The organism is Gemmatimonadaceae bacterium (assembly GCA_036003045.1).
Lineage (GTDB): Bacteria > Gemmatimonadota > Gemmatimonadetes > Gemmatimonadales > Gemmatimonadaceae > JAQBQB01.
The window spans coordinates 41,325-55,357 of record DASYSS010000042.1 but is presented as its reverse complement, the minus strand read 5'-3'; the positions used below and the strand labels follow the sequence as shown (position 1 = coordinate 55,357).

The window sequence follows — 14,033 nt, the reverse complement described above, 5'->3', positions numbered from 1 at the left end:
GTGACCGGATCTTCGTCGGCTCGCCCGGATCGCGACACGGGGATCGTCTATCTCGTCGGCGCGGGCCCCGGCGATCCGGGACTGCTCACGCTTCGCGGCGGCGAGTTGCTCGTCATGTGCGACGCGATCGTGTACGACGCGCTCGCGAACCCGGCGCTCCTCGCGCTCGCGTCGGCGGTGGAGCGCGACGAGCCGGTCGAACTGCACGACGTCGGGAAGCGCGGCGGCGCCGCCGATTCGAGTCGCCAAGCCGAGATCAACGCGCTGCTCGTGCGCCTCGCGCGCGAGGGAAAGCGTGTCGTGCGGTTGAAAGGCGGTGACCCGTTCGTGTTCGGCCGCGGTGGAGAGGAAGCACAAGCGCTCGCCGCCGCCGACATTCGGTTCGAGATCGTTCCTGGCGTCACGGCCGGAATCGCCGCCGCCGCGTACGCGGGTATTCCCGTGACGCACCGCGGCGTCGCGACTTCCGTGACGCTCGTGACCGGCCACGAAGATCCGGCGCGCGATGCCAGTGGAACCGACTGGGCCGCGTTGGCGCGTGCCGGCGGCACGATCGTGCTCTACATGGGCGTGCAGACTCTGCCGCGCATCGCCGAAGCGCTCATCGCCGGCGGCCTGAGCGCGGACACGCCGGCCGCGATGGTGCAGTGGGGGACGCACCCGCACCAACGAGCCGTGGTGGCAACGCTCGGGACACTCCACGACACCGCCGTTCGCGAAAAGCTCTCCGCGCCCGTCATCACGATCATCGGCGACGTGGTGGCGCTGCGAGACGAAATCGCCTGGTTCGACACGCGCCCGCTCTTCGGCAAACGAATCGTCGTCACGCGGGCGCGCTCGCAGGCGGCGTCGCTCAGCGAACGGCTCGCCGCGGCCGGCGCTTCGGTGATCGAGATGCCGGCGACGCGCATCGAGTCGCTCGATCCGGCACCGTTGCGCGCCGCGCTGGGCCGCCTGAGAGACTACGCGTGGATTGCGTTCACGAGCCAGAACGCGGTGCGATTCTTCTGGGCCGAGCTGCGCGCGGCAGGACTGGATGCCCGCGCCCTGGCTGGAGCGAAGGTCGCCGCCGTCGGTCCCGCTACCGCCGATGTGCTGCTCTCACACGGCCTCGCCGTCGATGTCGCACCCGACCGCTTTGTCGCCGAGGCGCTGCTCGACGCGCTGCACGGACGACGCGACGTGAAAGGCGCGCGTGTCCTCTACGCGACGGCCGAGGGCGCGAGAGACACGCTGCAGCTGGGACTTCAGGAGCTCGGCGCCGTCGTCGACCGTGTGGACCTCTACCGCTCCGTGCTCGACGGAAGCGGCGCCGAGCAGCTCGCGGTGAGGATGCGCAACGACGGCGCGGATCTCGTGACGTTCACCTCCGCCTCATCCGTCACCAACTTCGTCGACGCCGTCGGCGTGGACGTGGCGAGGGAAGCGCCCGCCGCGTCGATCGGTCCCGTGACGACGCAGGCGGCGCGGGCGGCCGGACTCGACGTCGTCGTCGAAGCGAGCGAGTCCACGATCCCGGGCCTGGTGAACGCGATCGTCGATCATTTCGCGGGCGCCGCGTCGGCCGCCGCCCGCTGATGGCGCGCACCAGTCGCTCGCCCGGCGCACCGCTCGTCATCGCGACGCGCGCATCGGAGCTCGCGCTCCGCCAGGCGCGTCAGGTGCAACACGCCCTCGAGGCGCGCGGCGTGGCGAGTGAGCTCAAGACCTATCGAACGTCGGGCGACAAGCACCTCGACGAGCCGCTCGCCGCGATCGGCGGAAAGGGGCTCTTCACGCGAGAGCTCGAGTTGGACCTCGCGAAGGGCAAAGTCCAACTCTGCGTTCACTCGCTGAAGGACCTGCCCACGGAGAGTCCGCCCGGACTCGAAATCGTCGCGCTGTTGCCGCGGGAAGATCCGCGCGACGCGCTCATCGTGAGTTCGGTCGTCGGCGTCGACTCGCTCGACGATCTGCCGCCAGGCTCACGCGTCGGCACGTCGAGCCTGCGCCGTCGCGCGCAGCTCCTCGCGCGGCGGCACGATCTCGAAGTGGTGGAACTCCGCGGAAACGTGCCGACGCGTCTCAAGAAAGTCGACGACGGACATGTGCACGCGGCGATCCTCGCTGCCGCCGGACTTCATCGGCTTGGCGTGTCGCAGCGCATCTCGACGCTCCTCGAGGCGCCGGACTGGCTGCCGGCCGCGGGGCAGGGCGCGATCGCGATTCAGATCCGCGCCGACGACGAGGCGACCCGCGCCGTCGTCGCGCCGCTCGCCGATTCCCAAACGATGCTCGATACCCGTGCCGAACGCGCGTTCCTCGGCGCGCTCGAGGGCGGCTGCCAGGTGCCGATCGGCGCGCTGTCGGCGGCGAGTGAGACCGGGCGAACTCTCTGGGGGATGCTGTCGGACGTGAGCGGCCGCCGCGTCGTCCGCGGCCAGATGCCGCTCGACTTGGCCGAGCCGGAGTTGACCGGCGTTCGACTGGCGAACGAACTGCGGCATCGCGGCGGCAACGAGATCCTCGATTCGTTACGGCGCGCGCAGCATCTGCCGGCGCCTCAGCCCGAGTAGCTCAACCCGGGCGATGGCGAGCCGCGACGTCGTCGAGCCACGCGAGCTCGGTCTCGAATTGCTTGATCCCGAGTCTCACGACGAGCGCGGCGTCGGACGTCGGTGACGTCTCGGCGATGACCGCATCGAGCGCGGCGCGGTCTTCCTCCAATTGCTGCTCGAGGAACTTTCGCCGCCGCACGATCTGCGCTGTGAAGTCCCGGGGGCGTGCTTGCCACGAGAGCACCATCCACGTGAGGAACGGATCCGGCGGCCGTTGCGTCGACCACCGCGCCTGCGCCAACGCGTCGGAGAGCATGCGGCGCCCCGACTCGCTCGGTTTGTAGACTCGCCGCTCCGGCCCCTGCGCCGCGTCGTCGTCGCGCGCCGAAACGATGTGTTTTCCGGCGGCGAGTTTGCGCAGCGAGTAGTAGACCTGCGGCTTGGAGATGCTGGCCCATTTCGCGACCTGCCGTCGCTCGAGCTCGGCCCAGAGGTCGTAGCCATGGCGCGGCCCCTCGCACAACAGCGAGAGAACCACGAGATCGGCCAACGTGACGGCGCGGCTCTTTGGCATGAGAGACGGGGCTTCGATTCTCGGGCTTGACGTTGCCCACTAGTATCATTTATACTAGTGTCGTCAACCCAAACGGACAAGTGCCAAATGATGACCGCCGCTTCGCCAACGATGCAAACGCTGGCTCCCGTTCTGATCGTCGACGCCGTCGAACCATGTCTCGAGTTCTGGGCGACGAAGCTCGGCTTCGCCAAGGCGAACGAGGTGCCTGGGCCGGACGGTAAGCTGGTCTTCGCCAGCGTGAAGAAGGATGGCGTCGAGATCATGTACCAGACGCGCGCCAGCGTAATCGCCGACAGCCCGGCGCAAGCCGCGGAGCTCACCGGCCACAGTGTGGCGCTCTTCCTCACCGTCGCGTCGCTCGCCGATCTCTCGGCGGCGGAACAGGCTCTCGCCGGCGCGCCGGTCGTGAAGGCGAAGCACGAGACGTTCTACGGATCGACGGAGTTCTACGTCCGCGAACCCGGCGGCAACGTCGTGGGGTTTGCTTCCTTCTGATCGTCTCTCCCGCGCGACTCGCGCGACGCACGCGCCTGAGCCGCCCGAGGTCTTCCGCGCGACCAGTGCAATGCTGCCGACACTGCCCGGCAGCATTGCCTCGGCTCGCGCTCCAGACCCCGGGCCGTCTCGTCGCTGCCTCGGCGTACGCGTGAGAAGTGGACCCAACGTGATCGCTCAGCGAGGCGAAGACGCTAGTCGTCGGCACAGGCGGGAGCGACCGGCACTGCGCGAATGCCAGGCGCGCGCGGCGGTGGGGAGCGAGGGTGGGGCTGTCCGGAGCGGAGCCGAGGAAGTATTGCCGGGCAGTGTCGGCAATACTGCACTGGTCCGCGGAGGACAGTCCCGCCCCGAGCAGTCCGCGGAGGATAGCCCATCGAGCAGTGCGAAGTCGCGCCGTCGAAGGGCGGGTTAGTTTCTCTGAGCCATGCCCGAGTTTCCGGTCTACCGTCCTCGACGTCTTCGGCGCACCGAGTCCCTTCGGCGCCTCGTGCGCGAAACGTCGTTGCGTCCGTCGCAGCTCGTGTTGCCGCTCTTCGTTCGCTCGGGCACCAAGGTTCGGCGTCCGATCGAGTCGATGCCGGGGGTCTTTCAGACCTCGATCGACGAGATGCTGATCGACGCACACATCGCGGCACGCGCGGGAATCGGCGGCGTCATTCTCTTCGGAATTCCCGACCACAAGGACGCGACGGGCTCCGAGGCGTGGAACGATGAGGCGCCCGTACAGCAGGCGGTCCGCGCGCTGAAGAAGGACGTGCCCGACCTCGTCGTGATCACCGACGTGTGTCTCTGCGAGTACACCGAGCACGGCCACTGCGGCGTGCTGCACGACGGCGTGGTCGACAACGATGCGACACTGGAGCTGCTGGCGCGTGAGGCGGTCTCACACGCACGGGCCGGCGCGGACATCGTGGCGCCGAGCGACATGATGGACGGTCGTGTGCGCGCGATCCGATCGGCGCTCGACGAGAACGAGTTCGCCGACATGCCGATTCTGAGCTACGCGGCGAAGTTCGCCGGGCCGTTTTATGGGCCGTTCCGAGAAGCGGCTGAGTCGACGCCGCAGGTCGGCGACCGGCGCGGCTACCAGATGGACTCCGCCAACTCGGACGAGGCGCTGCGCGAGGTGCGGCTCGACATCGAAGAAGGCGCGGACATGGTGATGGTGAAGCCCGCCGGGCCGTTCCTCGACATCATCCACCGCGTGAAGCACGAGACCGGCTACCCGCTCGCCGCGTTTCAGGTGAGCGGCGAGTACACTATGATTCAGGCAGCCGCCCAGCGCGGCTGGATCGACGGGGAGCGTGTCATGATGGACTCGCTCCTCGGCATTCGGCGGGCCGGCGCGGACGTGATCATCACGTACTTCGCGCGCGAAGCCGCGAAGCTGCTCAACTCCGGCGCTCACACATGAAGCATCGCATTTTTCCCGGAACCGATATTCGCGTCAGCGAAGTTGGATTCGGCACGTGGACGATCTCCACCGGCTGGTGGGGCGACAAGACGGACGCCGACGCGGTCGGCATGCTGCGCCGCGCGCTCGATGACCACGGCGTGAACTTCTTCGACGCCGCCGACGCGTACGGCAACGGCCGCGCCGAGCGGCAGATCGCCGAGGCGTTCCGCGGCCGTCGACAGGACGTCGTGATCGCGACGAAGGTCGGCTACGACATCTACGACGAGGCCGCGCAGAAGTCGCGTCGAGGACAGTCGGAGCTGCCCATGCGCACCGATCCGGCGTTTCTGCGCTTCGCCGTGGACAAGTGCCTCGAGCGTCTCGAGACCGACTACATCGACGTGCTGCAGTTGCACAACGCGAAGATGGAGCACGTGCTCGACCGCGAGCTGTGGGACACGCTCCGCCAGCTCAAGCGCGAAGGAAAGATTCGCGCATGGGGCGCGGCGTTCGGTCCGGCGATCGGTTGGTTGTACGAAGCCGTCGATCTCGTCGAGCGAGAGCCGGACATCGACACGATCCAGATGATCTGGAACGTGCTCGAGCAGCATCCGGGCACGGCGATGATCGACGCGGCCAAAGCGCACGCGCCGAACTGCTGCTTCAACATTCGCGTGACGCACGCGTCGGGAATGCTCGAAGGGAAGTACACCGAGGACACCGTATTTCCGGAAAACGACCACCGTCGCCATCGCCCGCGGTCGTGGCTCGTCAACGGCATCAAGAAAGTCAAAACGCTCGACTTCCTCGCCACGCGCATGACGCTCGGCCAAGCCGCGCTCAAATGGCTGCTCGCCGAGCCGCGGGTGGTGACGACGCTGCCCAACATCTACGACGACGAGCAACTCGCGGAATTCGCGGCGGCGAGCGACGCGCCGGACTTGTCGGCCGCGGATCTCGAGCGCGTCGCCGAGCTCGCGGCAACCAACTTCGGCGTCGACGAGCCGCCGATGGCGTACAAGGGGACGATGACACGGGACGCCGGCGCGGGGGGCGTCGCGACGCGAGCGTCATGATCCATTTTTGGCACGACATTCCGCCGGGCCCGCACCCGCCGGAAGAAATCACGGCCGTGATCGAGATCCCGTTCGGCAGCCGCAACAAGTACGAGCTCGACAAAAAGACCGGCACGATCAAGCTGGATCGCGTTCTCTACTCGGCGGTCCACTATCCGGGCGACTACGGACTGATTCCGCGCACGCTGCACGAAGACGGCGATCCGCTCGACGTGCTCGTGCTGGTCAAAGAGCAGACCTTCCCCGGCTGTATGATCGACGTCCGCCCGCTCGGCGTGCTCCGCATGCGCGACCGCGGCGAACCGGACGACAAGATCCTCGCGGTGGCGCTCAGAGATCCGTACTACGAAGAGATGTTCGACATCGCGGACATTCCGCGGCACGTGTTGACGGAAGTGCAGTACTTCTTTTCGACGTACAAGGATCTCGAGGGAAAGCGTGTGCAGATCGAGGGGTGGGGAAAGAGCGAAGAGGCGATGAAGGTGATCACGGATTCGATTGTGCGGTACGATGATGCGTACCTGAGGCTGGGTCCCTAGCAAAAGCGTCGGGCGCGCGTCGTTGCGAGACGACATTTTCCCGATCAAAAGGCTGTCGTCGTGGCACGCCGAAACTGATGTCGGTTGTCCGGCATCCGTTCCTGACGTCGAGCGCGCAGCCGAACGCACCAAGCGATCGGACGAAGAGTGGCCGGCACTCCACCGTATGAGTGGATGCCAGGCGGCGATTACTCGTCCTCGTCGTCTTCGTCGTCGATGAGCGACTCTTCCTTTCGCCGCACCACGACCTTCACCTCGGCCATCAGCGCCGTCCCGGTGAGCCGCAGCGTCGGACCGCGGCGCGTCGCGCCTTCGGGGTCCATCTCATCGGCTTTGCTCACCACGCTCGCCATGATCGCGTGCATCTCGTTGATCACGCGCATTTCCGGCGGCACGATGATCTTGCACGCGGCCCACACCGATCGCACGTGAAACTCGGCGCCGCCGGGCGGCATGACCGCTTGCGTCAGGTCGATCTTCGTGTCCGCCATGAGCGATACGACGTCCAAGCGCGGCGGCACGAGCCAGCGCCCGGTCCTCTTCGACTCGCTCATGACGGCGAGCAGACGCGAGCTCGGTGCCGGCAAGTTGGAGCTCGCGTAGTCGACGCGCGCGGGCAGGGGAGCGGAGCCCGGGCGTCCCACTGCCGGAAGCTGTGGCATTCTTAGATCCGACGTGATCGCGTCGAGCTCGGAGACGTTGGCCGCCTTGTAGACCTGCTCGATCCGTCGCTCGAGGTCATCGAGCGACAGATCGTCATTGGCGAAGTGCTGCGAGAGCTCGGCGATCTTCTGCTCGCGCGCGCGCGACAGCGTCGGAAGCGGAGCGTCGGTCATGGCTGAAACATATGACTCGGGCCCTCCCCGCGGCTCGCCGTTTACGTTGCGGACGCCGTCGGCGGCCCGTCGCGGAGGAACAGCCGGTCGTATAACAGCGCAGCGACGATCCCGCCGATGATAGGACCGACCCAGTACGCGGTCTGCCCCTCGAAGACGTGTGTCACCACGGCGGGACCAAATGATCGAGCCGGATTCATCGACCCGCCGGTGAGCGGTCCGATCGCCAAAATGTCGGCCGCAACCGTGAGGCCGATCGCCATGCCGCCCAGTTTCGGCCCGCGCGGATCGACCGCGGTGCCGAAGACGACGAAGACGAGGAAGAACGTCGCGACCGCCTCGAGCACGACCGCTTGCAGCAGTGTCGTGTCGGACGAGATGCGCTGGCCGCCGAGCAGCGTCACGCTCGTGACGGCCACGGGAAAGAGCGCCTTCAGCATGTACGCCGCGATGATGGCGCCGAGGAACTGCGCGATCCAGTGAATCACGGCCATCATCGGGTCGATCCGTCTCGTCACGAGGAATCCCGTCGTGACGGCGGGGTTCAGATGTCCGCCGGAGATGTTCATCGTCGCGCTGACGAGCAACGCGAGGATCAGTCCGTGGGCCAGCGCCACGCTCAACACGGTCGCCTGTGACTGCACCAACGGACTCGTGATGATCGTGCCGCCCCCGATGAACACGAGCGCGAACGTCCCGACGAATTCGGCCACGAAATGCCGCCAGGTGTCTCTCATTGATCGGTTCCGAGCTTGGGGGGGGGGAATTGGTACCGGAAAACAGTGAGCCGCGGTCTGTCCGGCCGCGGCGCTGTAACTATACCATGCTCGGCTTTTTGCCGCCGCTCAGTCGGCCCGTTTCAGCACCAAGGCGGCGTTGATGCCGCCGAACCCGAACGAGTTGTTGAGCATGTAATCGACCCGCGAGTCGCGGCCCACAGCCGGGATGTAGTCGAGGTCGCAGCCGTCGTCGGGATCCTCGAGGTTGAGCGTCGGCGGCAGCCACTCGCGCTCGAGGGCCATCGCGCAGATGGCCGTCTCCATCGCCCCCGACGCGCCCAGCGCGTGTCCGTAGTAGGCCTTCGTGCTGCTCACTTGCAGCTTGGGTGCGTGGTCGCCGAACACGCTCCGGATCGCCCGCGTCTCGGTCGGGTCGTTGAGCGGAGTGCTGCTCCCGTGCGCGTTGACGTACTGGATCTCGTGCGGCTCGACGTGAGCGTCCTTGAGCGCTCCGCGCATCGCGCGCGCGGCTTGCGAGCCGTCCGGGCGCGGCGCCGTCATGTGGTGCGCGTCGTTGCAGAAGGCGTACCCGCACAGCTCGGCGTAGATGTGCGCGCCGCGCGCCTTGGCCCGTTCGTACTCCTCGAGCACGAGCACCGCCGCTCCCTCGCCCATCACGAACCCATCGCGGTCGCGGTCGAATGGACGCGAGGCATGGCTCGGATCGTCGTTGCGCGTCGACATGGCGCGAATGAGCGCGAACGCGCCGAAGCACAACTGGTTGAGAGGCGCCTCGACGCCGCCGCAGATCATCACGTCCGCGTAGTCGTCGCGAATCTGCCGGAATCCTTCGCCGATCCCCATCGTACCCGACGCACAGCTCATCGCGTTCGTGCTGTTCGGTCCCTGCGCTCCGAACTCGATGGCGACGTTGCAGCTCGCGGCGCCCGCGAAGACGTTCGTTGCCAATGTCACCGCGACGTTCTTGATCCCCTGCGAGAGAAACACGCCGAACTGTTCCTCGGCGAACCCGACGCCGCCGAGCGCGCTGCCCATCGTCGATCCGACGCGCTCGTGGTCCTCGACGGCCATGTCGAGGCGGGCGTCTTCGATCGCGAGGCGCGAGCAGGCGACGGTGAATTGGCCGAAGCGATCGAGGCGCTTGACCTTCCGTTCCTCGATGAAATCCGTCGCATGAAAATCGATTTCGGCGGCGATCTGGCTTCGGTAGATCGACGCGTCGAAACGCGTGACCGGACGCACCGCCGAGCGGCGCGCGAGCAACCCTTGCCAGAGAGCGTCGCGCGAGATGCCGATCGGCGTCAGCGCGCCAATACCAGTGATCGCTACCCGTCGCCGATCAGCCACTCGATACCTCGCTCGAAGAAGCGACGCCGGGCGCGGCGTCGCGATTACGTTCTGCCACTCGCCCAAGCCCGGCAAGAGTGCGCGACGCGATGCCGTGCACGAACACCGGGCCGATCACTCCGTGAGCCGCGATTTCACCAATCACCGGCCACGGGGGCCCGTTCCACACATGTACGATGCGGACGCGAGTGCCGGCTTCATGTGGGTCGAAAGTCCACTCGACATCCATCCCCGCCGTGACGCCATGAATGTGCCGAAAGCGAATCGCCCCTCGAACCGTGCTCGACGGGGTCCGCACCGACATCAGGGATGTCCACCATGTGGGCCAGTCGAGTGGCCCGAATGGCCGGTTGGCTGACATCTCGACCGTTCCGCCGCCGTCGGCGCGCCGTTCGACGAAGCGAACATAGCGGTAGTGCGGGAGATGCGTGGGCCATCCTTCGACGTCGGCGGCGAGCGCGAAGATCCGAGCGGCGGGCGCATTGACGACGAGCTCGTCCACGGTTTTCAGTGAGCGGTCCGTCGGCATCGGGCCGAGGTCGTGCGGCTCGTTCGTCATGCGCTCGCCTTCTCGTTGCGCGTCCATCGCGCCGTGAGCCGAAATCCGAGCCGCCGTCTCACGCGCGGCGACGCGCCGGTCGCCGCGCTGACATGGCGACGCAACTCGCCGGCCGTGAAGCCGCGCAGCACCGACACGACGCCGTCGTGGCGCGTGATGGGACTAAAACAGAGAGGAAACGACACGAGCCAGAATCCGGCCGCCGCGAGCCAGCTGCGCCGGAGGTCGCACACGATGACCGCGCGCCGCGACACACGGTGCAGCTCGCGGAGCAGGCGCTCGATGTCCGCGTCGGTGAAGTGATGGAGCAGCTGCGAGCACATCGCGACGTCGACGCTGCCGTCGCGAAATGGAAGCGCGAGTGCGTCGGCGCAGACCACGCCCGTGGTCGATCCACGAGCCGTGGCCAGCAGAGAGATGGCGCCGTCGACGCCGATCGTCGTCAGAGTCCCGCCGGCTTTGCGCACGTCGCGGCTCGCTTCGGCGAGGATGTCGGCGAGTCCGGTGCCGACGTCGAGCAAAACCATGTTGTCGCGCGGCGCGATGACGGCGCGAAGCTCCACGAGCGCGGCGCGCAGTCCCCCCAGCCAAACGTTCGAACGACGAATGTCTTGCTGCGCGCGGTGGCGATCGACCGGGTCGACGCGCGGGTCGTCGAGGAGCTCGACGCCGCGCCTGCGGGCGGGCGTCAGCACCGAGCCGAATCTCGCGTCGCGGCGATCATCGCTCGAGTTGCGCGTATCCACCGCGGTAGTAGAGCAGCGGACGACCGTGCCGCGGCTCGGCGCGGTCGAGGCGCGCGATGAACACCGTGTGGTCGCCGGCGTCGATGCGTTGCGTGATCGTGCACTCGAGGTGAGCCAATGAGTCGTCGAGGAGGACGACCCCTCGTTCTCCTCGCGAATAGGCGATCCCATCGAAGCGCTGCTCGGTCTCGTCGGCGAACCGGCGCGACCACGCCTCTTGGTTCGATGACAGAATGCTGATCCCGCACGACGGCGGTGGATCGCTCGTGAGCAGGCCGTGCATCGACGCAGTGTGGTCGACGCAGAACAAGACGAGCGGCGGGTCGAGACTCAGCGAGCTGAACGCGCTCACCGTCATCCCGTGGTCGAGGCCCGATGCGTCGCACGCCGTGAGAATCGTGACCCCGGACGCGAACCGCCCGAGCACGCTGCGAAAAGTGTCCGAATCCATCCCCTTTCAGCCGACGAAGACTTTCCAAACATACGACCATCGGACGACCTCGCTCGCCGGCACAAAATTCCCCGTCACGCCGATGAGAAGGTCGGCGAGGTCCTTTCTCGCCGAAAGTCGCTTGGCGGCGCGGTTGATGAGCGGCGGCCAGCCGACCACCGCGCCGATCACCCGCTCGACGATCCACTTGCCGCCGAACTCCTTGCGGCGCACCCGGTCGTACTCACGAAGGGCTTCTTCGCCGCCGTCTCTCGCGACGAGCGCTTCGACGAGCGCGTCGGCCAGCAGCTCGCCGCCGTGAAGCGCCGCGTAGATGCCTTCGCCGGTGAAGGGGTCGAAGAAATCGGCGGCGTCGCCGACCAGCGCGGCACCGGGAGCCCAGGCGCGCCGGCTGTACGATCCGAACGGCCCCGTCGCGACTACCGGCGACACCCGCTCGGCGCCGGAAAAGCGCGACGCGAGGTGAGGATGCGCGCGAAGCCATGAATCAAGAAATGCTGTCCGATCGCCGGAGATCTCGCGTGCGCGAGCGGCCGGCACGACCAGCGCGACCGTCGTCGCGCCGTGCCCGACGTCGGCGATACCGACGTAGCCGTCGCGCTCGACGTGCATCTCACCCTGCTCACCGACGTCGCGCACGCCCGCGTAGTGCGTCACGAGCGCGAGGCGACGCGGCCACCGCATCGTTCTCGACAGGCCCAGGCGCCGGGCCACGATCGATCGAAGCCCGTCGGCGCCGACCGTGAATCGCGCACCGATCGACTCACGCGAGCCATGATTCGCGCCCGTGATGCGTCCCGAGGAATCGTGAACGAGGTCGGTGATTCGAGTTCCCTCGACGACCTTCGCTCCCGAACTGCGGGCGCAGTCGAAGAGGATCTCGTCGAGCACTTCACGGCGCACGGACAGCCCGCGATCGGCGTAGGCACGGAACCCGTGGGGCGCCACGAAATCGCCCGCGATCACGAGGCCGTTCGGCGCGCGGACGCGAACGCCCGACAGCGCGGCCGCGCCCGAGCGCTCCACACGCTCGAGCGCGCCCATCGACGCGAGCACGCGCGACGCCTCGGGGCTCAGGTATTCGGCGCACGGCTTCGGCCGTGGAAAACGCGCGCGATCGACGAGCAACACGTCTACCCCGCGCCTCGCCAGGGCGACCGCGAGCGACGAACCTCCGGGACCACCGCCCACCACGAGGACGTCTGCGTTCATCTGGAATTCGTAAAGATCGCCATGAACAGAGCCGTCGCGGCCGCGCCGCCCAGGATTCCGCTGAAGAGATTCACCGTGTCGTTGTCGAACCCGGCGATGCCGCCCGCGACCCGCGTCGGCGAGCCGCAGTCGTGCCGAACACGCTCCGTCGCCACACCGCACGCGTCGCACCACCGACGAGTCTGCACGGTCGCACCGATCAGCGAATCGGTCAGCGCGCCGACGACGCCGCCCGCGAACGCGGACACGGCTGTGAGGCGTGTCCACCCGACGGCCGTCGCCACGACGGCCACGAAAGCCGCCCCCGCCAGCGCGCCCAGACTTCCAATCACCGTAACCCCGCCGGATGTTCCCACCGGGACGGGGCGCCCGGACAGGATCGACCGTGGTACGCCGCCAAACCGCGTCCCGATCTCGGTCGCCCAGGTGTCGGCCGCGGACGCGGCGAGCGCGCCCGCCGCCAGCGCCGTCCACCAGACGCCGGGCTGAATGAGCATTCCCAGCACCGCGACCCCGAACACGCCGCCGTTGGCAAGCACCTGTCTCGCGTCTCGCTGGCTGCCCTTTGCCACGATGGAGCCGGTCAATCGCTCTTTCTCGGCTGCGCCAAATCGTGACAACAAGGTGGAGGCGGCGAAGTAGGCGATGAGAAGGATGGCCCAGGGATAGCCGGCGGCCGTGGTGATCGCCCCCAGTCCGGTGGCGGTGACGGCGCCGCTTCGGGAGAGTGACCGAGTCGCTCGCGCAAGGGTCGCGATGATCGCGGCCACCATCAATCCGATTGCGGCGCGCGCGGCCATCAGCGAGCGTCTTGAAGGGTCAACGACGCGCGGCTACTTTCGCTTTTCAACCCCGCTTTTCGACCGACAACGAGGCTCATGCTCGCCACAGTTGATGCTCTGTTCCCATTGAGTCTTTTGGAAGCGGTCCGAAACGTCGACACACCGATCGATATTCTCGACACCGAATATGTCGACGAGCTTCGCAACAAGCGCTTCGGTTTGAGCGACACGGTCTACACCCAGATCAAACGGCACACCGAGGCGGTGCGAAAAGGACAGCGCACCGGCTCCGACGAAGTCATCGGACTCGCGAAACTGATCGGCCGTCGCCCCGACGCCGAAGCGGTGTTTCGCGCCGCGGGCCGCTATACGGCTCGACAGTCCTATCAAACGATCTCGACGCTCAATCGGAGTATGATGCGGATCCTTCCCGCGGCGGTCGCGAGACCGCTGGCCTTCCGCTACGCGAAAAAAATCGCGGCCCGGTACCTCGGCGGCAACGTGCGGCGGGTCGGCAGCTTTCTCATGGTCGACGTGCCGCGCCCGATCACACTGGGTACCGCGCCGGGCAGCGTCGGGTGCACGTACTACGAGTCGTCGCTTCGCGAGCTGCTCCAGCGGCTGATCGGCAGCATCGGCGCGGTGGAGCACGTCCGGTGCGCCGCTCGCGGCGAGGGAACGTGCGAGTGGCGCGCGGATTGGCGCGCGATCGATCGAACCGCGGGGCTCGAATAGCG

16 protein-coding genes are annotated in these 14,033 nt (G+C 67.4%); 7 read left to right on the top strand and 9 right to left on the bottom strand.

The window, feature by feature from the left end; genetic code table 11:
* Together cobA and hemC are read left to right on the top strand one after the other, a co-directional pair.
* A complete protein-coding gene (cobA, locus tag VGQ44_10490; GenBank protein ID HEV8447242.1) occupies positions 1-1,578 on the top strand; it encodes a uroporphyrinogen-III C-methyltransferase in 1,578 nt (525 codons plus the stop codon).
* On the top strand, positions 1,578-2,555 hold the full coding sequence (gene hemC, locus VGQ44_10485; GenBank protein ID HEV8447241.1) for a hydroxymethylbilane synthase: 978 nt from the start codon (positions 1,578-1,580) through the stop codon (positions 2,553-2,555). The genes cobA and hemC overlap by 1 nt, the downstream gene beginning before the upstream one ends.
* Before the next feature lies 1 nt (position 2,556).
* On the opposite strand, the gene VGQ44_10480 is transcribed toward hemC, so the two are convergent.
* On the bottom strand, positions 2,557-3,111 hold the full coding sequence (locus tag VGQ44_10480) for a helix-turn-helix transcriptional regulator (GenBank protein HEV8447240.1): 555 nt from the start codon (positions 3,109-3,111) through the stop codon (positions 2,557-2,559).
* 87 nt (positions 3,112-3,198) lie between these two features.
* Here VGQ44_10480 and VGQ44_10475 point away from each other — a divergent pair, with 87 nt between their 5' ends.
* The 4 genes from VGQ44_10475 to VGQ44_10460 all read left to right on the top strand — a co-directional run bounded on the left by VGQ44_10475 (position 3,199) and on the right by VGQ44_10460 (position 6,623).
* On the top strand, positions 3,199-3,609 hold the full coding sequence (locus tag VGQ44_10475; GenBank protein ID HEV8447239.1) for a VOC family protein: 411 nt from the start codon (positions 3,199-3,201) through the stop codon (positions 3,607-3,609).
* Between the two features lie 427 nt (positions 3,610-4,036).
* Entirely contained in the window at positions 4,037-5,026 is a 990-nt protein-coding gene (gene hemB / locus VGQ44_10470; protein ID HEV8447238.1) for a porphobilinogen synthase, read from the top strand.
* A complete protein-coding gene (locus tag VGQ44_10465) occupies positions 5,023-6,084 on the top strand; it encodes an aldo/keto reductase (protein ID HEV8447237.1) in 1,062 nt (353 codons plus the stop codon). Before hemB ends, VGQ44_10465 begins: the two co-directional genes overlap by 4 nt.
* Positions 6,081-6,623, top strand: a complete 543-nt coding sequence (locus VGQ44_10460; GenBank protein ID HEV8447236.1) for an inorganic diphosphatase — start codon at positions 6,081-6,083, stop codon at positions 6,621-6,623. The genes VGQ44_10465 and VGQ44_10460 overlap by 4 nt, the downstream gene beginning before the upstream one ends.
* Positions 6,624-6,811: 188 nt before the next feature.
* Here the strand turns inward: VGQ44_10460 and VGQ44_10455 are convergent, their stop codons facing one another.
* The 8 genes from VGQ44_10455 to VGQ44_10420 form a co-directional block, all read right to left on the bottom strand.
* On the bottom strand, positions 6,812-7,459 hold the full coding sequence (locus VGQ44_10455; protein ID HEV8447235.1) for a LiaF domain-containing protein: 648 nt from the start codon (positions 7,457-7,459) through the stop codon (positions 6,812-6,814).
* 41 nt (positions 7,460-7,500) lie between these two features.
* Positions 7,501-8,196: an aquaporin gene (locus VGQ44_10450; protein ID HEV8447234.1), complete on the bottom strand. Its 696-nt coding sequence runs from the start codon at positions 8,194-8,196 to the stop codon at positions 7,501-7,503.
* A 108-nt stretch (positions 8,197-8,304) separates the two neighbouring features.
* Positions 8,305-9,546 (bottom strand): beta-ketoacyl-ACP synthase II, encoded by a 1,242-nt coding sequence (gene fabF / locus VGQ44_10445; protein HEV8447233.1) that lies wholly within the window; start codon positions 9,544-9,546, stop codon positions 8,305-8,307.
* Entirely contained in the window at positions 9,539-10,105 is a 567-nt protein-coding gene (locus VGQ44_10440) for an SRPBCC family protein (GenBank protein HEV8447232.1), read from the bottom strand. Before VGQ44_10440 ends, fabF begins: the two co-directional genes overlap by 8 nt.
* On the bottom strand, positions 10,102-10,800 hold the full coding sequence (locus VGQ44_10435; GenBank protein HEV8447231.1) for a methyltransferase domain-containing protein: 699 nt from the start codon (positions 10,798-10,800) through the stop codon (positions 10,102-10,104). The genes VGQ44_10440 and VGQ44_10435 overlap by 4 nt, the downstream gene beginning before the upstream one ends.
* A gap of 25 nt (positions 10,801-10,825) precedes the next feature.
* The gene (locus tag VGQ44_10430) at positions 10,826-11,302 is read right to left on the bottom strand and encodes a flavin reductase family protein (GenBank protein HEV8447230.1); all 477 of its coding nucleotides are present in this window, start codon (positions 11,300-11,302) and stop codon (positions 10,826-10,828) included.
* Positions 11,303-11,308: 6 nt separating this feature from the next.
* Positions 11,309-12,514 carry an FAD-dependent monooxygenase gene (locus VGQ44_10425; protein HEV8447229.1) on the bottom strand — a complete coding sequence of 402 codons (1,206 nt, stop codon included), beginning with the start codon at positions 12,512-12,514 and terminating at the stop codon, positions 11,309-11,311.
* Positions 12,511-13,314, bottom strand: a complete 804-nt coding sequence (locus tag VGQ44_10420) for a DUF92 domain-containing protein (protein HEV8447228.1) — start codon at positions 13,312-13,314, stop codon at positions 12,511-12,513. Before VGQ44_10420 ends, VGQ44_10425 begins: the two co-directional genes overlap by 4 nt.
* A gap of 117 nt (positions 13,315-13,431) precedes the next feature.
* Here VGQ44_10420 and VGQ44_10415 point away from each other — a divergent pair, with 117 nt between their 5' ends.
* Positions 13,432-14,031, top strand: coding sequence for a hypothetical protein (locus VGQ44_10415; GenBank protein ID HEV8447227.1), 600 nt, complete (start codon positions 13,432-13,434; stop codon positions 14,029-14,031).
* The last annotated feature ends 2 nt before the right edge of the window (positions 14,032-14,033 follow it).